The 23312-nt window shown below is 42.0% G+C and carries 20 protein-coding genes and 1 pseudogene; 4 read left to right on the top strand and 17 right to left on the bottom strand.

Annotation, left to right across the window (positions count from 1 at the left end; translation table 11 throughout):
* Positions 1 to 26: 26 nt before the first annotated feature.
* From IEY67_RS17325 to IEY67_RS17300, 6 genes are all read right to left on the bottom strand, one after another.
* A complete protein-coding gene (locus tag IEY67_RS17325) occupies positions 27 to 503 on the bottom strand; it encodes a hypothetical protein (RefSeq protein ID WP_183671125.1) in 477 nt (158 codons plus the stop codon).
* A gap of 7 nt (positions 504 to 510) precedes the next feature.
* The gene (locus IEY67_RS17320; protein ID WP_183671126.1) at positions 511 to 1674 is read right to left on the bottom strand and encodes a tail fiber domain-containing protein; all 1164 of its coding nucleotides are present in this window, start codon (positions 1672 to 1674) and stop codon (positions 511 to 513) included.
* Between the two features lie 56 nt (positions 1675 to 1730).
* A complete protein-coding gene (locus IEY67_RS17315) occupies positions 1731 to 2147 on the bottom strand; it encodes a DUF3244 domain-containing protein (protein ID WP_183671127.1) in 417 nt (138 codons plus the stop codon).
* Between the two features lie 169 nt (positions 2148 to 2316).
* Positions 2317 to 3987 (bottom strand): tetratricopeptide repeat protein, encoded by a 1671-nt coding sequence (locus IEY67_RS17310; protein ID WP_183671128.1) that lies wholly within the window; start codon positions 3985 to 3987, stop codon positions 2317 to 2319.
* A gap of 39 nt (positions 3988 to 4026) precedes the next feature.
* On the bottom strand, positions 4027 to 5136 hold the full coding sequence (locus IEY67_RS17305; RefSeq protein WP_183671129.1) for a DUF4934 domain-containing protein: 1110 nt from the start codon (positions 5134 to 5136) through the stop codon (positions 4027 to 4029).
* 12 nt (positions 5137 to 5148) lie between these two features.
* Positions 5149 to 5739, bottom strand: coding sequence for an HU family DNA-binding protein (locus tag IEY67_RS17300; RefSeq protein ID WP_122375905.1), 591 nt, complete (start codon positions 5737 to 5739; stop codon positions 5149 to 5151).
* Positions 5740 to 6143: 404 nt separating this feature from the next.
* On the opposite strand from IEY67_RS17300, the gene IEY67_RS17295 reads away from it, so the two are divergent.
* The 3 genes from IEY67_RS17295 to IEY67_RS17285 are packed head-to-tail and all read left to right on the top strand — an operon-like array spanning position 6144 to position 8458.
* Positions 6144 to 6686: a DUF5063 domain-containing protein gene (locus IEY67_RS17295; protein ID WP_122355582.1), complete on the top strand. Its 543-nt coding sequence runs from the start codon at positions 6144 to 6146 to the stop codon at positions 6684 to 6686.
* Positions 6683 to 7267 carry a 3'-5' exonuclease gene (locus tag IEY67_RS17290; protein WP_122355584.1) on the top strand — a complete coding sequence of 195 codons (585 nt, stop codon included), beginning with the start codon at positions 6683 to 6685 and terminating at the stop codon, positions 7265 to 7267. Before IEY67_RS17295 ends, IEY67_RS17290 begins: the two co-directional genes overlap by 4 nt.
* A gap of 6 nt (positions 7268 to 7273) precedes the next feature.
* Positions 7274 to 8458: a class I SAM-dependent rRNA methyltransferase gene (locus tag IEY67_RS17285; RefSeq protein ID WP_122355586.1), complete on the top strand. Its 1185-nt coding sequence runs from the start codon at positions 7274 to 7276 to the stop codon at positions 8456 to 8458.
* A gap of 92 nt (positions 8459 to 8550) precedes the next feature.
* Here IEY67_RS17285 and IEY67_RS17280 read toward each other — a convergent pair whose 3' ends face one another.
* The 11 genes and pseudogenes from IEY67_RS17280 to IEY67_RS17230 all read right to left on the bottom strand — a co-directional run bounded on the left by IEY67_RS17280 (position 8551) and on the right by IEY67_RS17230 (position 20526).
* Positions 8551 to 9885, bottom strand: coding sequence for an NADP-specific glutamate dehydrogenase (locus tag IEY67_RS17280; protein WP_122355588.1), 1335 nt, complete (start codon positions 9883 to 9885; stop codon positions 8551 to 8553).
* Positions 9886 to 10047: 162 nt separating this feature from the next.
* Complete coding sequence (locus tag IEY67_RS17275) at positions 10048 to 10230, bottom strand: hypothetical protein (protein ID WP_122355590.1); 183 nt, start codon at positions 10228 to 10230, stop codon at positions 10048 to 10050.
* 13 nt (positions 10231 to 10243) lie between these two features.
* Positions 10244 to 10633 (bottom strand): putative signal transducing protein, encoded by a 390-nt coding sequence (locus tag IEY67_RS17270; protein ID WP_122355705.1) that lies wholly within the window; start codon positions 10631 to 10633, stop codon positions 10244 to 10246.
* A gap of 44 nt (positions 10634 to 10677) precedes the next feature.
* Entirely contained in the window at positions 10678 to 12051 is a 1374-nt protein-coding gene (gene hemG / locus IEY67_RS17265) for a protoporphyrinogen oxidase (RefSeq protein ID WP_183671130.1), read from the bottom strand.
* 1 nt (position 12052) lies between these two features.
* Positions 12053 to 13420 (bottom strand): oxygen-independent coproporphyrinogen III oxidase, encoded by a 1368-nt coding sequence (hemN, locus tag IEY67_RS17260; protein ID WP_183671131.1) that lies wholly within the window; start codon positions 13418 to 13420, stop codon positions 12053 to 12055.
* Positions 13421 to 13422: 2 nt separating this feature from the next.
* Positions 13423 to 14628, bottom strand: a complete 1206-nt coding sequence (locus IEY67_RS17255) for an MFS transporter (protein WP_183671132.1) — start codon at positions 14626 to 14628, stop codon at positions 13423 to 13425.
* A 22-nt stretch (positions 14629 to 14650) separates the two neighbouring features.
* Entirely contained in the window at positions 14651 to 16726 is a 2076-nt protein-coding gene (locus IEY67_RS17250; protein WP_183671133.1) for a TonB-dependent receptor, read from the bottom strand.
* A 10-nt stretch (positions 16727 to 16736) separates the two neighbouring features.
* Positions 16737 to 19055: a TonB-dependent receptor gene (locus IEY67_RS17245; protein ID WP_183671134.1), complete on the bottom strand. Its 2319-nt coding sequence runs from the start codon at positions 19053 to 19055 to the stop codon at positions 16737 to 16739.
* 57 nt (positions 19056 to 19112) lie between these two features.
* On the bottom strand, positions 19113 to 19475 hold the full coding sequence (locus tag IEY67_RS17240; protein WP_183671135.1) for a hypothetical protein: 363 nt from the start codon (positions 19473 to 19475) through the stop codon (positions 19113 to 19115).
* A 28-nt stretch (positions 19476 to 19503) separates the two neighbouring features.
* Positions 19504 to 19671, bottom strand: coding sequence for an HU family DNA-binding protein (locus IEY67_RS25455; protein WP_183671136.1), 168 nt, complete (start codon positions 19669 to 19671; stop codon positions 19504 to 19506).
* Positions 19672 to 19773: 102 nt separating this feature from the next.
* Positions 19774 to 20526, bottom strand: a pseudogene (locus IEY67_RS17230) (DNA-binding domain-containing protein).
* Between the two features lie 486 nt (positions 20527 to 21012).
* Between IEY67_RS17230 and IEY67_RS17225 the strand changes: the two are divergent.
* Positions 21013 to 23034: a hypothetical protein gene (locus IEY67_RS17225; protein ID WP_183671137.1), complete on the top strand. Its 2022-nt coding sequence runs from the start codon at positions 21013 to 21015 to the stop codon at positions 23032 to 23034.
* Positions 23035 to 23312: the final 278 nt, after the last annotated feature.

The raw sequence follows: 23312 nt of genomic DNA, 5'->3' as shown, positions 1-23312 counted from the left end.
TCTTTTTAATCTCTGATTTACAAAAATTAATCTACATCAGACAATTTCACGAAATTTGCACTACGCATTTTTCTATTTCCAGAATTATCGTATCCATAATCGAAGGTCCATTGAGTTAACTCACTTTTTATATTCAAGAGACCTCCTAGCTTCACTTCAAATAAACCATTTATCAAAATAGCATCCGGAGCAGATAGTGTTAAATCTCCGTTAGAGGATACTGTCACATTTTGTAATGTAAGAATGTTACATCCTTGAACTGAAAGTCTTGAAGAAACCGTCTGGTTTTCAAAAGTATTAACACAGGAACTTGTAGCAAATACAGAGATGCTATCTGATTGTTGTTCTATTCTCACACTATCAGATACAAGCAGAGCCGAAGTTCTATTTGATTCTTCTGCGATTTTAAAGCTTTTTGAATATACTGAATCAACAAAGTCAAACAAAAGAAAAAACATCATACATATTCTTATGTATGTACTTGGTATATTATATCTTTTCATAGCTAAATCAATTAACAAATTTCTTCAACGTATCCGCTTTTTGTCCATCTACATACAAGGCATAGACAAACGTTCCGTAACCAATTTCGGTAGGGTTAATTTCTACAACGTCATTGGCAACAGTCAGAGTAATTTTCTTTACCATCCTTCCGGAGATATCGAAGACCTGTAAATATGCATTACTAAAAGTAGACGGCAATATATAAGAAACAGATGCCCCGGTTCCATTATATAATTTTGCACCTTCTATCACATTTAGATTGCCAGTTGATGTTGAACGCAATGTCGATTTTGTTTCAACAGACAGTAAACTTTTCAACATCTCTATCTCATTTTGTTGTTCCTGGATAGTAAGTCGCATTTCGTTGATACTTTCAACTAATAAAGGAATAAAGCCTATATAATCAATAGATTTTACACCATCTTCATCCGTCTTAACCAATTCCGGCAGAATTTTTTCTACATCCTGAGCCAAAAAACCGATTCTCTTACGACCAGCCTCTTCTGCATCCTTGCGGTCAATTGCATCTTGAAGTAGTTTGTCTCTGTTTGCTTTCTCGATGGCGGCTGCATCCATCGATGTTTGCATATCTGATGCATTATCTTGTATGCTTTGTTCCTCAGTAAACTTCGATTTATCCGGCTCACAATATTTTTTCATTTCGGAAAGCTTATAATTATAAGTTACACCACTCACATGAGACAGAAGATCCAGTGGATTTTGAAGCGATTGAACATTTTCTTTCAACCGGGCATCGGAAGTTATATCGACTCCGTTCACACGTAGATTCGTATTAAATACAAAATTACTGTTGGAAGACGGATTATAATAACCGATCACATTACTTGCCTGCCCACCTCTGGTCAAATAAATTCCGTTTTTACCATGTAACCATAATTGATCAGTATCGTCAGAGCCATATTCCCCTATAAAAACATTCCAGCCATTACTTGGAAATTTTCCAAAATCACCAAAGGTTAACTTCGATCCTGAACGCATGTCACCATGAGGTCCGAAAACCTGCATTGTTGTTACATTTAGTGCGTCTTCTCCATCTAATCTTAATGTTCCCACTTGTACACGGCCATTCTGCAATAATCTCAATTGAGCATTTGAATTAAAACACAAAACGGTTATTAAAACAGTTAATAAGTAAATTTTCTTTTTCATATCAATCCAGTTATTTATGTTACTTGTCATTTATAAAACAAAATACAGATAGTCTATCACTCAACAGCAAACATTCCGGATAACTCTTCTCCTTCAATATTTCTCAAATTAAGAGTATAACTCCCTTTTTTAAGTCCACTCAAATCAACAAATGATACAGTACTTTCAGAAACAGATACGATTTCCGAATACACAATTGAATCCCATTCATCACTAATTATAATTTCTATTTTTTCCAATTCAGACAAATAAGAAATCATCAAAGTCTTATTTTCCTGATAGACTTCAACAGGTTGGGAAACATTTCGTTTTGTCGGAGTAGATAATCGTCCTTTCAAATAGACTTTGGTAGAACTCATTATTTTAGAAGACAATTCATTATTAGCAGAAGAAGATGCTATAGTTTGCACAGATGGTTTTAATAAACATACTGCCACAATAAAAATACCGAATAGTGTTTTAGTTAGTTTCATACATTCACTCTTTTAATTAAATTAAAAAACCAGGAGTAAAAGTATCTATTTTTAACTATCCTTATTCAGGGATATAACTTTTCACACACAAAAAGCAAGATAGAATAATGATATTCAAGAATATAACAAATATCAGATATAACTTTTTCTTTCTAATAGTATAGGTTTATCAAAGCAATTTGTCATCCAGGAAGTCACGCAAATTGGCAAAAGAAGGAATGGCAAGACCTTTACGTATAGCTGAACGTTTTGTATTAATCGTATTTATACTTAAGTTTAAGACAATCGCTATTTCTTCTGTTGAAAAGCCTGAATAAGTCAAACATAGAATACGAAAATCTACTTCCTTTAACTGCGGATATAATGCTTTCAATTTGATAAAAAAACCATTATGCAATTCATTCATTACATCATATAAAATATCCCAATTCAAAGTATCTTGACCATAGACTATATCATTAAATTTCTTTATCCAAAATTCATCCTTATGAGATTGTTTTTTATTTATATAAATCTCCAAACTGGATACTTTCTTTAAAACTTTAAAATGTTTAAGTAAATAGGAAACAAATGTTTTCTCTTTTTCATCATATTTTTTCGCCAAACTATTCAATTGCGATACTTTATCTTCTAATTCCAGCATTACATTTTCACGTCTTCGATACTCTCTTGATAAAAATATTATCGAAAGAACAATACAGAAAACTAACACTAATAATCCAATAAACGTATAGCTTCTTTCCAGTCTTAAGCGAGTATTATGTAAATGTATTTTTTCATAATCATATTTTTTCTGAAGCTCCAACAATCTCTTATCCGAATTGATCGTAATTATCTGCAAAAGATTCTCGGCATACATTTCATTATATTCCAACGCCTCCGGATAATTCCCCAACATTTCTTCTCTCTCTGAAAGAGCCTGAAACAAATTTGCTTTTACATATATATCTTTTATGCTGTCTTTTTTCTGTAACAAATGGTTCATATAGAAATTTACAGAATCTATCTGATGATTTTCTACATATAAATCTAACAAAGAGAGATATATTTTTATTTGATCGTCCTGATTGGGAGCATGTTCCAATGCTTCTCTCAAAAGTTGATTTGCTTTTGCCAAGTCTCCTTTCCGGGCATATAATATTCCTAAGTTCTGCCGGATATTGGACTGTTCATGGCATAAATTCCCTTCATCTACCAAATGCAGACACTTCATATAATAATGTAAAGCACTATCCGGTTGTTCTAAATATTGGAAACAATCTCCGATTTGCATGTAAGAAACTGCCGCATTATTCAAATTCCCGGTCAATCTGTCTAAAGCTGCTGATTCACGAAAATAACGTATTGCTCCTTCACAGTCAAATTGATCCAGTAGAATGACTCCAATCGCACTCAAAATCAACCCTCTTAAATTATTATCATCACCTTTTCCCGCATACTTGTCAGCCTCCAGAAAATACCTCATCGCATTCTCTCCATCATCACACTCTTTGTAATAACAACCACAATAATACGATGCCAAAGCCAGGTTGGGGTTATCCTTCTTTTCCAAATAATAATCCCGAACAGAAAGAATAACCGAATCAGATGTTATATCCTGATAAGATTTATATTCCGCCTGAATTTTCAGTAAAATATAACGGTTATACTCTTTCTCGCTCAATTTTTCAGGATAAACAATTGAATTCAATACCAATAAAGCACTATCAGGATCAGTATTCAAAAGAGATTCTGATTCGGAAAATATCATTTCATTCCTTCCATTTGCGCAAGAAATACACAAAAGGATCTGAATGAATAAAATAGATAATACATATATCCTCGTCCCTATATTATCCATATTTCACTTTTAGCACAATTATCCTATTCCACTTTCCATTCATCGATCTCTTAAATCACCAACATATAAAATCGGATTATCATCAAACTCACCGCCCAGTTCCTCTGCAGGAAATGCCAATACGATCTTACGCGGATTTAACGAAGAGATAAGAGGGAAAAGATCCGGCAGCTTATCCTTTACATATTTCTTATCAATCGGCGTGAATGTACATCCGGTTATTTCGCTTACTTCTTTTAAATGATGATCATAAAGGTAATATCTATATTCATCCGGAATCATTTCAAGGAGTTGCCCCTCCTCATCAGTCGCCTTCAACACATATTCAACTCTTGACAGCACACAGTTATTTCCGGAAGAAAACAGGGAATTAAAAAACACCTGATTTTCCCGGATATCTTTAGTATTGACATCGTCCGCATGCCTATTGCCTTTTGAAAATACAAGCATGGGCAGATGTGTTGTTACACTGTAAACTGTATCTTCATATAATCCCTGATAGAATATATCGTCATTCAAAAAGAACATATTGATCGGTGACTGAACAAAGGGACCATCGGGTTCCTCTATCTTTAAAGAAGCCGGATCAAGTATATTGCCTTTCAAATCCTGTGTATAACACGACTGACTTCTATTTCCTACATACGGGAAACAGGTTATAACATCATGATGGAACACAAATGATTTTAACATTTTCCCGATAGCAATCGGGATGGTTCCAATGGCCCCATCTTTTAATGAGATAGAATGTATATTCTCTGTATCAAATATATCCAGATAATATAGCATCTGATTTTCTTCATCAATCGTACAGTCTGATAAATAGTTAAGTTCACCCGGTCCGTTGCCGCCCTGAGCAATATTCTTTATGAACTTACCGCCATAATCAAACATCATGATCCTATTGGGCGAATAAACAATGATATACTCTTTACATGGATAGAAATGAGCAGACTTATCCACTAAACAAAACGAATCTGTCTCCAGAACCACTTTTTTCCATGAACCGACATAATCATCCAGATCTACACTCTTTTGCGGAAAATTTCCGGAAGAGAAATCGACCGTATATATAGTCCCTTTTTCCTTATTACAGGATAGCAGTGACATCAATGCTATTATACTATAAACAAAAATATGGTTTTTCATAATTCAGTCCTTTCATTCGTTATTCGCCAGCAAATACATCACCTTATTCCGATAACCAACTTTTGCCAATACCCCTTCTTCCACAAACCGTTGCAGATCGAGTGTCGCCCGGTAACGGCTACAACCAAAAGCTTCTGCATAAGTACGGGGAGTGACGCTTTCCCAATCTTCCATATATTTTACCAACTCATTTCTCCGTGTCTCCCAATCTCCCGGTTTCTTTTTTACTTTTACATATTCCAGATCGATCGCACGTAACTTCTCACGCAAAGAGGTCGAACAACGATAATTGATCCCATCTACATAAACCATATTCCTGTTTTCATTCTTTTTATTCAAAACAGTTTTCAACGATGGTGAGAAATAGCCCAGATCATCCAGTTCCACATGACAACCGTCTTCCAATGCCAGTTCAATCACCCAGGCAAATGAGTCAAGGACACTTTTCACTTCGGCAGACGATACGGCAGAACGTTCGCTTATCAGCCTACATACTTTCTCCAAGTTATAAGTTCCCCGGCTGATTGCACGGGCATGTGTTAATCTTGCACCAGCGCGCCCGTTTGGCTTTGGCGTTGAATAAACTTTAAATTTTATTGCCATGGCATTATTTTTAGATTACATACTAATTCTATCTATATGCCATACTTTTTCGAATTAGTACGGCGGGTAATCAGTGGTTGATAACCGTCGGCCATATGGCTAATAATTATCGACCGATTGGCTCATAATCATCGACCGATCGGCTGACAATTATCAGCCGCTGATTTCATCCTTTACAAATATACAACAGAAAGGGTATAATTATTCTTCTGATCACTTGTTTTTTATCGTTTCTTACGTATTTCTCCCAAGGTTTATCAACAGCGACTATAAATGTGACAAACAGACAAATCCAAGAGACCATCTTTTTATTAGACCTTAATTAAGAATTAATAATTCTGATTATCGCAATATATTTGTTACTTTTGCAAGTTAGAAATCTTAGGTACACCATAAGAAGTAACATGGAAAAGGAGAACAACCCTATATACGAACGTAATACGCTGGAGTTTGTAACTGTAGCGCTGGAGTTTTGTACATTTGTTGAAACAGCCGGAGAAAGAGAGCTGTTCGATTTTATGGACAAAGCTGTCAAACTATTGCCGTTACTTTATCTGAAAGCAACACTTCTACCGGAAGTAGAACCGGACGAAGATGACGAACCGGAGCTGACCGTTACGGAAGACATGTACGAATCTGTTCGTAACCGGATTGCTGAACTGCTGGGAGAGAAGGATTCCTATCTGGAAACCTTCCATCCGGATATGCAATACAGCGATACGCCTATCGCTGCATTTATCTCTGAAAACCTCGCCGATGTTTATCAGGATGTCGGGAATTTCGTTTCACTTTTCCGTCAGGGAAACGAAGAAGTCATGCTTCAGTCTATTGCCTTATGCCGTACCAATTTCCAGGAGTTCTGGGGACAGCAACTCTTAAACGCACTGAAAGCACTTCACGCTGCCCGTTACAGCGATGATGAAATTATTGAAACGAACGAGGAATGATGACACAATATACACACACAATAACAAAGGAAGAAATATCGCTTCTTGAGATAGAAGAATTTTTAGGACGGATTATCGTGATCGATACAGAAAAAGACAGTGATAAAGCCGTTAGCTATTTATCCGGATTCGAGGCCGTGGGTTTCGATACGGAAACGCGCCCCAGTTTTAAAAAAGGGACACGTTATAAAATTTCGCTGATGCAGATCTCAACAGACGAGGCTTGCTTCCTTTTCCGGCTGAACCGGATCGGCATTCCGCAGTCATTGGAAGATTTTCTGGTGAATGAAAAGATACTGAAAATAGGTCTTTCCCTGCGTGATGACTTCGGCGCCATGCGGAAACGGACGGATATCAAACCGGCAAACTTCCTGGATCTGCAGAATTACGTCGGACAGTTCGGTATCGAGGATGCCAGCCTGCAAAAGATATATGCGATCCTTTTCGATAAAAAGATATCGAAAGGACAACGCCTGAGTAACTGGGAGGCAGATATACTGACCGAACAACAGAAGAAATATGCAGCCCTCGACGCCTGGGCTTGCCTGAGAATATACAACCAATTGAATCAAGATAAATAATACAGAATGAATTATTGTAAAATCTTTCTCAAACCGAAAAAGGAAGAATCGTTACTGCGCTTCCATCCCTGGGTATTCTCCGGAGCGATCCAGAGCATTGAAGGTAACCCGGAAGAGGGCGATGTGGTAGAAGTGTACGGTGCAAACCAGCGTTTCCTGGCTATCGGCCACTATCAGATCGGTAGTATTGCCGTACGTATTTTGTCGTTCAAGCAAGCCGCGATCGATGCGGATTTCTGGACGAATCGTATCCGTATTGCTTATGATCTACGGCGTGAACTGGGACTAGCCGGTGTGGAAAACAATAATACGTATCGTCTGATTCATGGGGAAGGTGATAATCTTCCGGGACTGGTCATCGACATGTATGCCCATACTGCTGTTATGCAGGCGCATTCGGTCGGTATGCATTATGCCCGTCACAATATTGCCGAAGCTTTAAAAACGGTATTGGGAGATTCACTACAGAATATTTACTACAAATCGGAAGCAACCCTTCCTTACAAAGCGAATCTCGGAAGCGAAGACGGTTATTTGTATGGCGGAGAGGTTGAAGATATTGCCATCGAGAACGGATTGAAATTCTGCGTGGACTGGCAGAAAGGCCAAAAGACAGGATTCTTCGTCGACCAGCGTGAGAACCGTTCGTTACTGGAAAAGTATGCGAAAGGTCATTCGGTATTGAATATGTTCTGCTACACAGGCGGTTTCTCTTTCTATGCGATGCGCGGCGGTGCAGAAATCGTTCATTCGGTAGACAGTTCTGCCAAAGCGATCTCGCTGACCAATAAGAATGTGGAGTTGAATTTCCCGGGCGATCCCCGTCATAAGGCTTTTGCGGAAGATGCTTTTAAATACCTGGAAAAGATGGGAAGTAATTACGACCTGATCATTCTGGACCCTCCAGCCTTTGCCAAACATAAAAATGTACTTCGCAATGCGTTGCAGGGATATCGTAAATTAAATGCGATCGCTTTCGAAAAGATCAAACCGGGAGGTATCCTGTTCACATTCTCCTGCTCGCAAGTTGTGAGTAAAGAGAATTTCCGGTTAGCGGTATTCAGTGCCGCTGCACAATCTGGACGCAGCGTCCGCATCCTGCATCAATTGACACAACCTGCCGATCACCCGGTGAATATTTACCATCCGGAAGGAGAATATCTGAAAGGACTGGTTTTATACGTAGAATAAAAAAACTGTAAGAAATAAAATAAAAAAGGGAGCCGTTTCGACTCCCTTTTTCCATGACCAAAAATCTATATTGTAACCGGCATTTCTGTCAATTATAAGATACCTTGCGCCATCATTGCTTTTGCAACCTTCATGAAGCCGGCAACGTTTGCACCCTTCACATAGTTTACAGTTCCGTCAGCCTGTGTTCCGTATTTTACACACTGTTCGTGGATAGACTTCATGATACCTTTCAGTTTTTCGTCTACTTCTTCTCTTGTCCAGCTCAGCTTCATTGCGTTCTGAGTCATTTCCAGACCTGATACAGAAACACCACCAGCGTTAGCAGCCTTACCCGGAGCGTACAGGATCTTAGCTTCCAGGAATGCATCGATCGCTTCCGGAGTAGAAGGCATGTTAGCACCTTCAGATACAGCGAAACATCCGTTTGCCAACAATGCCTTGGCATCGTCGCCATTCAATTCGTTCTGAGTGGCACTCGGCATAGCGATATCGCATTTTTCCCCCCAGGGGCGTGCACCCTGAACATATTTGCAACCATATTTTTCTGCATATTCGCGGATACGTCCACGATACAGGTTCTTCAATTCCATGATATAATCCAGTTTTTCACGGTCGATACCGTCCGGATCATAGATATAACCGTCAGAATCTGACATAGTAACCGGTTTAGCTCCCAGTTCGATCAGTTTTTCAACTGTGTACTGAGCTACGTTACCTGAACCGGAAACAGCAACCACCTTGCCTTTGATATCGATGTTACGAGTCTTCAACATTTCCAACAGGAAGTAAACATTACCGTAACCTGTTGCTTCCGGACGGATCAGCGAACCACCGAATTCAATACCTTTACCAGTGAATGTACCAGTGTTTTCGCGAGCCAGTTTTTTGTACATACCATACATATAAGCCACTTCACGTCCACCGACACCGATATCACCTGCAGGAACGTCTGTATCCGGACCAATGTGACGCCACAATTCCATTACGAATGCCTGGCAGAAACGCATGATTTCAGCATTTGATTTACCACGCGGGCTGAAGTCGGCACCACCTTTACCACCACCCATCGGCAGTGTAGTCAATGAGTTCTTGAAAGTCTGTTCGAAAGCCAGAAACTTAAGGATAGACTGATTTACCGAAGCATGGAAACGAATACCGCCTTTGTACGGGCCGATCACGTTGTTATGCTGGATACGATAACCCATGTTTGTCTGTACTTGTCCTTTATCATCCACCCAGGTTACACGGAATGAAAAAATACGATCAGGAATACAGAGACGTTCGATCAGGTTGCTTTTTTCAAATTCAGGATGTTCGTTATAGGCTTCTTCAATTGTGCCTAAAACTTCTGCAACTGCCTGATGATACTCGGGTTCGTTAGGAAATCTTCTTTTTAAGTTGTCTAAAACTTCATTTGCCTTCATAAGAACTGTTTATTTAGAATGTTATACCAATTTGCTATTTAACGTCCTTCATTCAAGAACGTCGCAAAGGTAAGCCATTTTTTCAAACTAGCAAATATTTGAAAGAAAAAATGATAAAAAAATATCATTTAGACATTTTAAAGGGGCAATAATAACTAAATGTCACTCATTTCTACGTTTTATGTTTTTATAGACAGGAACGAACACAATGATAGCTGATGCTACCAGGGCAAAAATCACATCAAATGTGATCTCTTCGCTGTAAACAAGCAGCATGTAGGCTAAAACACCCCACAAAAGGGTGAGACATACCGCCTGACTATTTGTAATCTTTCTACGGGCCATTGGTTACATTTGTTTAGTTAGATGAGATTTGTGATCCAAAAAAGATCAATAATACCAAAAGTACAGCAATAATCACGAATAAGATGACAATTTGCTTTTCCAACGTATAATTACGTAGAAAAGGGATATGACGTGCCCAACCGGCTACGACCTGTATCTGCTCTGCTTCTTCGTCTTCCTCCGGTATATCATATCCACCGGCTTTCATAATCTCCAAAGCTTCAGGCACATCACTTTCCAGGATCTCCACACGGGCACCACCGACATCCACATAGCTGGCATATAACTGACTCGTGTATTCGTTTCGCAGATAACACTCGATCCCTTCCGATTTGAGCAACGCTATCAACGTTTGTGCCTCGGCCGGGTATTGAAACCGTGCAATCTCGACCATCTTATCCATATCATCCATGAACTTGTCTTTTTTACAAAGAAAGTAATTTTGACTTACATGAGCAAGTTTTCAGCAATACCTGTTGCCTGCCGGATCCGGTCGGCCATACCGATACCGCCTTTGATATTACCAGCCAGTATCAGACCGGGATAGCGTGTTTGTAATTTATCGATCGTAGCAAAACGTTCACCGCTGCTTAATTCATATTGAGGAATAGCATGGGCATGGCGGAAAATACGGATCATATCCGGCTGTATCCCGATCGGGAATTTCAACATCGCATGGAACTCATGTATCACCAAGGCCTTCAACTCGTCATCCGTCAAACGGGTCAGTTCCGAGCGTTTGACACCACCGATAAAGAAAGAGAAGAGCGCCCCTCCTTTCGGTGCCCGGTTATCGAAACAGGCTGCCGGAAAAAGGATTCCCAACACATCTTTCTTTTCACAGGAAGGGACCAGCCCCCCGAAAGCATTAAAATGTAAATTCCCTGTATTACGGATACCGACGCTGACTTGTACTACCGGAGCATATTGCAGGTTGCTGATCTTATCCATATCTACTGCGGGGATAAACGGTAACAGAGCCGGCAATGCATAAGCGCCGCAGGTCGTTACCACCGTATTGGCATGAAGGGTTTGCTCCCCTTCCGATGTTTTATAAGTAGCCTGCCAGCCATTTTCCGACGGACGGATCGTGATACCGGAAGCCGATAGCGTGATATTCGGGCGGCCGATGGTTTCTTCCATAGCCTTCACCAGATTTTCCAAACCACCGGATGCGGAAAATACCTTCTTGGTTGCCAGCCGGTCACGGTCCGTTTTAGGTAACCGGGCTTTTGCGATCGTTCCCTTGATAAATCCACCGTATTGCTGTTCCAGATTGTATAATTTAGGTAAAGCATAACGAGTAACCAGCTTCAGCGGATCGCCCGCATAGACGCCGGATAAAAACGGATCGACTGCATAATTCAGGAAAGACTTTCCTAAACGCCGGGCGGCCAGTTCTCCTACCGATTCATCCGGATTCGTACCTTTGGCACGGAAGGGTTCTCCCAGGATACGGAATTTATCACTCAACGTGAATAAGGGGGTTGTCACGGCACTGAACAGGCCGGAAGGCAACGCACGGAATGCATTTCCTTTCCAGATGAGGCGGCACTTCGCCTCGTCATGGGCCGTCTCCAATTGACATGCCGGAGATAGAGCCGAAAACAATTCTGCCACTTCCGGATAAGAAACGACTCCTGTATTAGGACCGCTTTCAAAGATGAAACCATCTTCCCGGAAAGTATGTATCTGTCCTCCTACCCGGTCGTTACATTCCAGAATATGTACTTGTTTTCCTCCCCGCACGAGATGAAAAGCGGTGGTCAAACCGGTCAATCCGGCTCCGATTATCAGAATATCCGTAGTATGCTGTTTCATATCAGACTGGTTTTGAAAATGATTTATTTGAGTGAAGCATCAGTTTATCCAGCGATGCAGCCACATTACGAACAAAAAGGGCACCTTCGGAAGTCATGCGGATATGATCATCGTCATATTCGATCAGACCATCTTCGGCAAACTCCCGTATGCGATTCTCATCATAGGCCGTTGCTGCCTTTACCTCATCTACCGGACAAGACAGACGGATTGCCACTTCCTGCCAGTTCAATGTATAATTACACATCAACGTTTCGATCACTTCACGGGTAATCTGTTCGTCACGACTCAGTGTATATCCTTTCGTTATAGCAAACGAACCGCTCCCGATCTGTTCGATATATCGATTGATGTCTTTGCTGTTTTGTGTATAGGCGGAACTCAACTGGCTTATACCCGTCACTCCGAAAGCATACACCTGTCCTGTCGTACGGCGGGTACAATAGCCCTGAAAGTTACGGTGTAACTGTCCGTTTTGCCGGGCTGTGTACAGTTCGTCGTCTTTGCGGACGAAATGATCCAGTCCGATCGTTTTATAACCGTTGCCGCCTAATATTTCTTTGGCAGCTTCAAACATGCGGCTCTTTTCCTCACTGGCCGGAAGCCCGGCTTTTTCCAGGATCAACTGTTGCCGGTTGACCCAGGGAACGTGTGCATAAGAGAAAGTGACCAGACGGTCGGGTTGTAAAACAGCCGCCCGGGTGATGGTTTCGGAGAAGCTTTCGGCTGTCTGGAAAGGCAGTCCGTAAATAAAATCCATATTGATACGTGCACCTTTACTGCGTAGTATCCGGAAGATCATTTCAACCGGCAGCAAGGCCGGACGGCGGTTTACCGTCTTCAATACTTTCTCATCGAAATCCTGGACTCCCAGGCTAAAGCGGTTAAAACCTGCTTCTGCCAGGCATTGCCAGTATTCTTCGTCCAGATATCCGGGGTGGCATTCCACTGCTATTTCCGGCTGATCGATCGTCTCAAAACCGGATAGCAGATGCTCGTTCAGTTCCTTCAACACATACACCGGCATTGCGGTAGGGCTTCCTCCGCCATAATGGATCTGGGAGATTTTCCGTCCGGGAGCCAGACGCTCTTTCACCCGGTCGATCTCCTCATGTACGGCTTCTATATAACGTTCTACCACATCCCGGTTCATCATCGCAAACGAATTACATCCGCAATAATGGCAAAGATGACGGCAAAAAGGAATATGCACATAAAATGAGATGTGTCCCGGACTGGCGGTGTTAGAGGCTTCTATGGCAGATTCATAATCTGTATTTGTAAATGTATCCGTAAAATAATTGGCCGGGGGATAACTGGTATATCTCGGAACCGGTACATTATATTTCTGTAATAAGTCCTGTATCATAACTATGCTGTTTCTTTCTCTTTTCTGAACACGATTAATATATAAACAAACGACAAGACAGCCAGGCTGACTTCAAAGAAAAACAATCCGTGATAGCCGGTATGGTCGGCAATCTTTCCGCTCAATATCGCCATCAGCATCCCGCTCAAATGGGTAATGACTGTCTGTATCGTAAAGTCGGTACCTTCCCGTCCGGGACGTACGCAATCCATCGCCGTAGTATAAACAACGATCGTCGCCATGCCGTAACTCCCCCAAAGCAAGGCAATACCGGCATACAACATGCCGATCGTCGGGGTAACATATGAAAGTCCCAGGAAGTAAAGCGTGGCAAGCAATACAAAGACGGAAAACAGGATACGCGCCCAATGCCGCCCGATCCGCCGTACGACAAACCCTCCGATAAAAGAAAAAACAAAACCGAAGGAAGTGCCGACCACGCCACTCATCACCCCGATCTCTTTCATGGAATATCCCAGGTCGACCAGATAAGGCTTCAACATCGCCAGTGTACCGATCAGGCCGGAATAATAGAGGAACAGGAAACCGATCTGTTTCCATATATTCTTTTGGGTAAAGAAATAAAAGACATCTGCTTTCTTCGCCCTTTCATGCGTATCTTTCGGAGCAATCTCCAGGCCGCGGTTGAACAGCAACGGAAGCAAAGCCACGATCACGAACAGAGCCACACACGGCAGCAGGCTGTTCCAACCCAATTGCTTAAACAACAGCAGCAACACCCCGCCGCCGATCATCGAACCGCCGAAGCTACCCATCGACTGCATACTGTTCACCAGGCTCTTATCCTTCCGGTTAAAGGAAAGGACAGCCAGTGCATCGGTCGCAATGTCCTGTGTGGCTGAAGCGATAAAAGACACGATGATCAAAGCGATGATGGTATAAAAGTCCGTTTTAAAATCGAGGAAAGCAACGGCAAAGATCAGGATGGCATAGATCAGCTCAGAAGAGAAGATCCACCGCTTGTAATCGCCCGTTGTCCGGGCATGACGGTCCACCATCGGCGACCACAGGAACTTCAGGATCCAGGGCAGCTTGATCAGTTGCAGCAATCCGATGGCTGACAAAGAGAAATTCTCCTGCCTCATCATCACCGGGATCACGGTAGAGAAAAAACTCATCGGAATGGTCTGAGCAATGTACAGACAGAAGAAAGTTCCGAGATTAAACGCTTTATTTTTTTGTATCATATCTTATCAGATGTAAGCCATATCAAAGTGCTATCGCCACACTTCCGCCAATCGTAAACGGCCGGCCCGACTGTGCCAGACCTTTTCCTGCCGATTCGAAATAAAAAGCGGTATATTGTGTATCGGTGATATTCTTTGCCCAGATTGCAAAGGTAGCGAATCCTTTGGTTATTGACACTTTTCCGTTCAATTGTCCGTAAAAAGGTTGGGAAACTTTGTTATCCTCTTTCCAGTGGATCCGTCCCACTCCGGTAAAATTCGTACTGATCATGATACGGTCGATATGGGAACAAGGTGTCGGAATCGTATAATCGGCACCGACGGCAAAGGTATGCGAAGGCACCATCGGGAGATAATTGCCCGAATAATCGATCTTTTTCTTCTCATCGACATACTCCTTAAACGTAGCATGGGTGAAACCATAATTCACCTGCACCATCAGCCCGTTCACCGGATTCCCCTGCAAGCTAACCTCTACCCCTTTACTCTCGCTCCGTCCGGCATTGGTCAACATCGAACCACGTCCGGAGGGAAGGGTCTGGCTGATCTGCTGATTCTTCCAGTCGATCCAGAAGAAGGCGATATCGGCACGCAAGCGGTTATCCAGAAATGGATGCTTACCGCCTATCTCGTAGTTCCAGCTTGTTTCCGGGCGGAAAGAGCGATCCTCTTCACGTTCGAAAGAGGTATTGAATCCGCCGGTCTTATATCCTTTGGTCACAGTCGCATAAAGGATACCGGAAGACGGGAATAGATACTGTAAGGCAAACTTAGGCGTCACCTGGCTGAATTTCAGTTTACTGTAGAAAGCATCCGATTGTTCCGTTTTCTCTTCCGTATCTTTGAAACCGACAAAATCGGTAGAAGCACGTTCGTAATCATACCGTATACCGAAAGTAGCGGAGAGGCCGTCGAACAACAGATCATCGAAAGTGGACTGGTGATACAGGGCAAAGCCATAAGTCGGCGTATCATAGAATTTGCGGGTTGTGTATTTTTGTGCCAGATAATCGAGTATCACCGTATTATCGATCCCCTGCCAGAATCCGAAAGCACCGAACAGCCATTTATACCGATTGGCCGTTGTCGATTTCAGATTCAGCTCTTCCGAAAACATCTTCTGCTTCTGGTCTTGCCGGGCAAAATAAACGCTTGCCGGAGAAAAATCCTGGTCGATACCCTGATGGTCTGACAGATATTGAAAGGCCGTTTTACTGCTCAGGCTATATTCGGTTCCTTTATACTCTGCTGTAAGGCCGGTTGTCGACAGAACGCGTTTATAAAAACTATAGTCGTTATAGTTTACCTCACCGGGCTTATGGGTCAGCGAATCGCAGACTGCATAAGGGTATCCTCCCTGTTTGGAATAATCGTAGGAACTCATCAAACCCAGCGACCATTGCTGCGTCGGCTGCCATTCCAGACGAATACGCCCGGAACCACTTTTCTGGTCATCGGCCTTCTTGTCGGTAAAGGTATTGGTGAAATAGCCGTCGCTCCTGCTATAATCGGCAGAAAGGGAATAGCCGAATTTCTCCCCTATCTTCGCATAGCGGGAAAGGGCATAATCGCGGACACCGTACGTTCCGTTGGAGATCGAGGCGTTCATTCCCTGAAACTTCAGGGGTGATTTGGTATATACGTTGATGATCCCTCCCATCGTGTTACGTCCGTATAAAGTTCCTTGTGGCCCGCGCAACACTTCGACACGGTCTATTTCAGCAAAGTCAAAATCGAATGCCGACTTTTCAAAGTAAGGGATACCATCCACATAAAGCCCGACGGAAGGAGCGTTGATCTTTGAGCCGACCCCACGGATATAGACCGGAGAGGTCAGCTTCGAGCCGTAATCAGGCATAAAGAGGTTCGGAATGAATGAACTGAATTCCTTGATACTTGTAATGTTCTTATTCTGTATGGCTGTACCGGTAACAGACGATGCCGACAGCGGCTCCAGGCGCAGATCCCTGTTTTGTTTGAATGACTGGACTACAACCTCGTTCAAATCAATCTGACGGACTTTCGTGGTATCCTGGTCGTCTGCTTTTACCAAGGAAACAGAGAGCGACAGACAACAGAACAAGAATAATACCTTCATATAATTTATTTTAGAAAGTTACCGCAACCTCTGCCCCGATCTGGAACGGTTTGCCTTTTTGTATAAATGAATTATCGAATGATTCGAAATAAAAAGCCTGATAATCCGTATTCGTTATATTGCGGCTCCATACATTCAGGCTGACAGCGCCTTTGCGCACACCGGCCTTCGCATTCAATACGGCATAAAAATCCTGGCTGATATCATTCTTTTCCGTCCAGAAGATCTTCCCTGCTCCGGAACATTGTGCTGAGACGGTAAACTGATCCAACCAGCAATTACGTAATAACTTCGTATATTGAAGTCCCAGGCTCACGGTATGGCGCGGAGTGTAAGGGACAAAATTATCCTTGTAATTCACTTCTTGTTTGCTTTCCCGGTCGATCGCCAGGTAATCACGGAAAGTAGCGCGGGTAAAACCATAATTCAGATCGGCAGTCAATCCCTCGGCAATACGGCTGCGAAGACTTACTTCCACGCCATAGCTATCTGCTTTACCGCCGTTGGTGATCATACGGCCGCTACCTGTCTTTGCAAATGTAGTTAACTGAATATCCTGTATATCCATATAGAAAAGTGTCAACTCAGCATTCAGCCGGTCTTTTATCAATTCGCTACGGACACCTAATTCATAGTTCCAGCTATGTTCCGGCTTATAAGAAGCCACATCTTCTACAGCCGACGGCTTATAATTTTCAGCCATAGCAGGCATGAATTTATTCATCAAATCATAACGTGCATATTCCTGCACCAAATCTCCAAACATCTGTACATTATACCCTCCGGTTTTATACCCTCTGGCAACAGAAATATATGTAAATGTTCCCGGACTGCACTGATAACGCAACGAGACTTTAGGCAAGACTTGCAAAAAATCCTGTGATGTCTTTCCCTCCAAACGGGTATCGACGGGTAAAACAATTTCCGGACGCGGCCCTACTTTTACCCCGATCTTCATGCTATCTACGGCCGAATCATAATTCAGCTTCGCTTTTTCATAATCCAAACGGATACCGGCTGTTACAGACAATCCTTCTACAAACAAATTATTGTAAGTAGATTGATGAAAAGCAGCAAAACCAAATGTCGGAGTTTTAAAATAACCGGGGAAATAAATCTGCTTCTTATCATCTCCATACACCGTCAATTTCGGATTCTTGACCATTTCATCAAATGCCTTCTGCAAAATACCTTCCAGGCCATCCTCCTTAAAGATAACCGGTCCGTCCGTATTCAGACTATTATAGAAACCGTATGCCCCGAAGCTCCATTGATAATTCTTTTTATGATTGGATCGGATCGCTACCTCTTCACTCCACGCATATTGTTTCTGCTTCTGGTTCAAGGTAAATACCGACTTTTCCGTATAATCCTGGTCCATCTTCATATCATCCTTCAGATACTGGTAGGCAGTAGTGGAAGAAAGCAGTATCTTATCCGTTTTCCATTCCAGATAAAGGCTATTATTCAGCATATTCCGTTCATAGGAACTGGGATCGTTGATGCGGATCGGAGCGACCACCCCTGTTGCCTTATCATACAGTCCGTAAGGAAAAGCCCGTTGATTGACATAGTCGTAGTTGAATGTATATTGCGCTTTCAGGTTCGGCTTGATAAGCCAGTCCAGTTTGAAACGACCACCTGCCGATTCTTCTTTATCAGCCCGGGTATTATTATATTCGTTGACAAAGAATCCGTCATTCCGGTCGTAATAACCGCTAAGAGAAATACCTACATGGTCGCTCAATTTATTGTAATGCGAAGCCTTCGCCTTGAACGCCCCATAATTTCCACCGGATAAAGAGATTTTGGTTCCCTGATAATTTAACGGCGAAAGTGTATAAATATTCACGATCCCTCCCATCGCATTACGTCCGTACAAAGTTCCCTGCGGACCACGCAACACTTCCATACGCTGGATATCATTGAGTTCAAAATCGAATGTGCTCTTATCCAGATACGGCACGTTATCCACATACAGTCCGATCGACTGTCCGCTGCTCCGTGCACCGATACCCCGGATATAAATAGCCGAAGTCATCTTAGAACCATAATCCGGCATATACAGGTTGGGAACGAACGAACTGATATCTTTCAACGCATCGATCTGACGTCCTGAAATAGCCTGTGGGGAAAGGATGGAAACAGAACCAGGCAACAAACGTAAATCGTTCGTCTCTTTCGTAGACGAAGTCACAATGACCTCATCGATGTTATACGTTTTGATCGTATCATTCTCGTTGATATTCACTTTCACTTCGTCAGCCTTCAACGTTTGTAAACCAAGAAGAGAGCCGGCAGTCAGGACATACAGGTAGCGTTGTTTCATCGTGTTCGAACTATTAGTATTTTACGATTGCAAAGGAATAGGAAAGATAGAAGACAATCAATCACTAGATGTAGTGATTTTAACAAATAAAAAGAGGGGATGTAAAGCTTGACTCTCTTCTAACCAAAGAGTAGTTCCATAGGTCTCCAACATCCACCCATCTACTTCAGATTTATCCCCATCTTTCAATTGATCCAAATCGATCGTAACCGTCCTTGCTTCTACGGCAGCCATATTGACAAGAGCCAGCATCGAAACCATCAAAAAGACAATTACCGGTTTTGAAGTTCTCCGCCACAGGTCGGTTGAGCCTGTAGGCATTATCTTTTCCACTTTATGAAACCACCACCCTATATAAAACAAAAAAAGCAACAAGCCACTTCGTTGCCTGTCGCATTGCTGCTTATCTACCATATTCATACTCCCTATATTTTTTTAGTAAACACTTCTATTCTATTTTATCTTTGTTCAAATCTTTTAGAAAAGCAATTCCCGGACGGAACTTCGCTGTCCGGCGGGAAGGGACCGTTTTCGGCTCACCCGTTTTGGGGTTACGTCCGGGGCGTTCCGTCTGTTGTACCGGATAAAAGGCGCCGAAGCCTTGAAACAACCGCACAGGTTCCCGGCAGGGGAACCATCCTTTCGCTGCATCGGGAACGCCCCGGTTCCTGCAAGGGGAACGCCGGGGGTCCGGGTACGGCGAAAGGACAGGGCGTACTTATTCGATCTCGGGACGGTCGCCGCCGCCACTGCCGTCGCCCACAAATACAGAGGTGGAAATGACACGGGGAGTTTTGCGTAAAGCGTTCTTCCCTTTCATATACTGGGTAGTTATCGTGAGTTCGTAAGTTCCGTTCCCTAGTTCGGAAGGAACGATAAAGATCAGTTTGCCGGGATCGTTGGTGCTGAACATGTCGTTGCCGAGTTTGACAACGGCATCGGTAGCGGTATTGCGAAAAGTGATCCCCACCGTTTCATTGTCGCCCACCACACGGAGGTAAGCACCGAAAATGGCGAAGTTGCGTCCGGGTGTCATGCTGCCGTCGGTCATGTTGTTGCTGCGGTCTTCCACGCCGCTGATATACATCACGTCGGCCTTTTCTCCCTTTATGACAACTTCTGTCTTTGCGATCTCTTCGCGTATCATTTTATCTTGTATGAAAGAGACGTAAATCCCGTTCTTTTCGGGGTTCCAGATGCCTTGTTCGATAATTCCGGTAAAACGGGGCACTGCATGGAAGAGTCCGGTATTGACGTTAAAGCCGTTCATCAGGAAGCGTGCCACAATACGTTGAAAGAGTGTAACGACATGAGTCATAGTCTATTGCCTGAGTCCTGTATCTTCTTCAAGCATCTCTTTGTAGATTTCTTCAAGCCCGGCATCACCTGCGGGGTCCAGTACCAGAATCCGGTCTTTCGGATCTGCCGTTAAGCTGTTGTCTGCCAGCCATCCGCGTAATTTGTTTTGCATACTAGTGTTTTTTATGGATTATTGTAACTGATCCGAATAATAAACGACCGTTTTGTAAAAAATCAAAATGACTAAAAAAAACGATCGTTTTAGCTAGTCATTTTGATAATTAAAGTATTCTTACTAAAATATAATTCTTCATATATAGGAATATTTAAACAATCACTAACTTCATCTATTTTTGAACACATAGTATATTACCAGACAGAGATACAGATGAGCTATATGCCATACAAAAGATTGTGAACGATTTTGCAATTTATCCCTGCAAACGACAGATATTGTTTGTAAACGACACTATTAAGCCTGCAAACAAATTTTCCATCTCTTTACAGTTCAATACATTACACACATATATATGCCTACATCGCTTATAATTCAAAGTATTTTATATAGATTTGCGAAGTTATATCTCCTAAGTCTTACAGGCTGAAAAAATAGGAGGATACACTTATTTTATTATCTCTTAAAATCAGCAGTATAATTATGGGTAAAAAACACAAATATCAACAAGCTTCAATAAAAACAGAAAGTCGAACTCCAATGCCAACCGGATCAACCCGTAGTATTCATCAGGTGCTGGGACAGCCAACAGAAGCACCGACTCTCACCTCATTACAACCAGAAATACCAGATCTCACCGTTCCCAATCCAGAAAGCAAGGCTCAAGTTAACAGTATATTGGAACAGGGAACATCTCCGGCACCGAATCCCCAACAATTAACTATCCAAGAAGAAATAGCACAACACATAAATACATTTTTTAAACCTGCACAAGCAAAGCTTCAAAAAGGGGATACCCCTATCCCTACAGCGGAAAAAGTATTAGAAAACTGTAATCCTGCATACCACAAAGAATTGCTTCGTATATTGACAGAAAACAATAAGAAGGATATAGGAAGGGTCTGTTACGCTCTATCGACAAAGCTTGCTACGATATTGAAGGGTATTAAAGATTGGGAGTTTAAGTTGCTTATCCAGTTGATACAGAACGTAACTATCCAAGAACAACAGAACACGAAATCACTCACCAGCAGTAATACGACTGTTAATCCGGTCTCTTTGTCCCAAGAACAATGGTACGCAAATATCCTCCGAATAACACAAAATCAACTATTGCTAAACCTTCCAAATGAGGTACTCAGTTTTGCTGCTATCGAAACGATGGAGGAGGCAGATGTAGATAAACTGATAGATGGGGTATACCAAAAAGGAGCTAAAGAGAAGATCGATGCCATTACAGCAATGGCATCGAAAAGAAATGCCAACTTCCTTCTGTCAATAGATGAGATAATCGATTTTACACTGCTTGTTAATTTCACAACACCGAATTATTACGGGTTGTTTGCTTATGATTTCCCCCCCAGACTACGACTACGTCCTTTCGAGGACATCATAAAAGTGGCTCAATGCGCACAGAACTGGAATAAATGGCAGAAAGCAATCTATTCTTTTGCCGCCATGCCCCCAGAATGGGATATAGACCATGTAATCGAACTAATGAACGGGAGCAATATGTTCTCCAATGAATATTCGACTATCGTGGAACTAGTAAAAGCAGCTCCCAAACGCCTGGCGAATAAGCCGGATACCGTAATAGAGCTCCTTAAGCTATCTTGGGATATGACCGCATTGATTAAAATTGTCCAAAGTTTCGAGCAGACTTCCCCATCCGAAGAAACCTTATTAAAGTTGTGTAAACTCTCATTGCTCAAAAACAGGTATGAGATTATTGACTGTTTGATAAAAACATTAGAAAAGAATAAACTGGAGCGGATCTCGGAGATGATTCCATTGCTCAAAAAAGCGGAAGGGTTGGAAGCATTGGTTAACTTATGCAAATCAAGTACTCATTTCCTGACTCTGCTAGAAACATGGCCCCTGACTGATATAGCAAATGTATTCAATGAGATGTGCCTTACGCCTACCACTGACAGCGACATGATTTATATATTTGATCTGACTGCCACTTATACACTATTACCGCCAAATGTCAAAATGGCGGTAATGGCTTGTAAGTCCTATAGTCCTAATTGGAGTGAGGTATACAAATATTACAATATTTTTTTAACTCATTTTGCCGGTACATTGTCTACTTCCCAGATTGAGTTTACAAATCAAAGTTGTAAGGTGCTCATTAAGCCTGATAGAATTGTTCACATAGCAGCAGGACACACTTTTGAATATATTGATTATGCAACAGCTATGCGTCGTGATGACTTTGATAAGTATTCAGATGGTCAGCAGATTTCCTTTTTTCAACCTGGGACTCCATTAATACCGACTATTACAACATTGATTCAAGAGTCAGACTTTCTAAAGGATGTCGAAAATCATACTAGAACAGAAGAACATCATTCGTTTCGTACTTCTTCCGGCTATTTTATTGCTTATAAAACAACTGGTTCTAAAACAGCTTATATTACGACTATCTATCCATTGAAAAATGCAGTAATAATTTTTGGGAATACAGTGTTAGCAATAGGGACGTTGCAAGGAAAACTATAAATAGAGCATAAGACAAGCTATACACTGGCTGTTTCATGAATAAGGTTTTAGTGTGATAATAAAACAGGCAACCTGGTATAGATCGCCTGCTATATATAAATGTATAGTGATTATAGTGCCTGTATCTCCGATTCGGTAAGGCCGGTGGCTTGCAGAGGCTGTAATTTAAACTGTGTCAGCAAAGCAAACAAATAAAGTATTAACTTTGCTAACACAGTTTTTTTATGAGTGAAGAATTTGATTTTGAAAGGATCAAGAACAAGGCAATCGAGCAGCTC

The sequence above is a fragment of the Parabacteroides faecis genome, from assembly GCF_014647375.1.
Taxonomy (GTDB): Bacteria; Bacteroidota; Bacteroidia; order Bacteroidales; family Tannerellaceae; genus Parabacteroides; species Parabacteroides faecis.
This window is presented reverse-complemented; position numbering and strand designations above follow the sequence as displayed.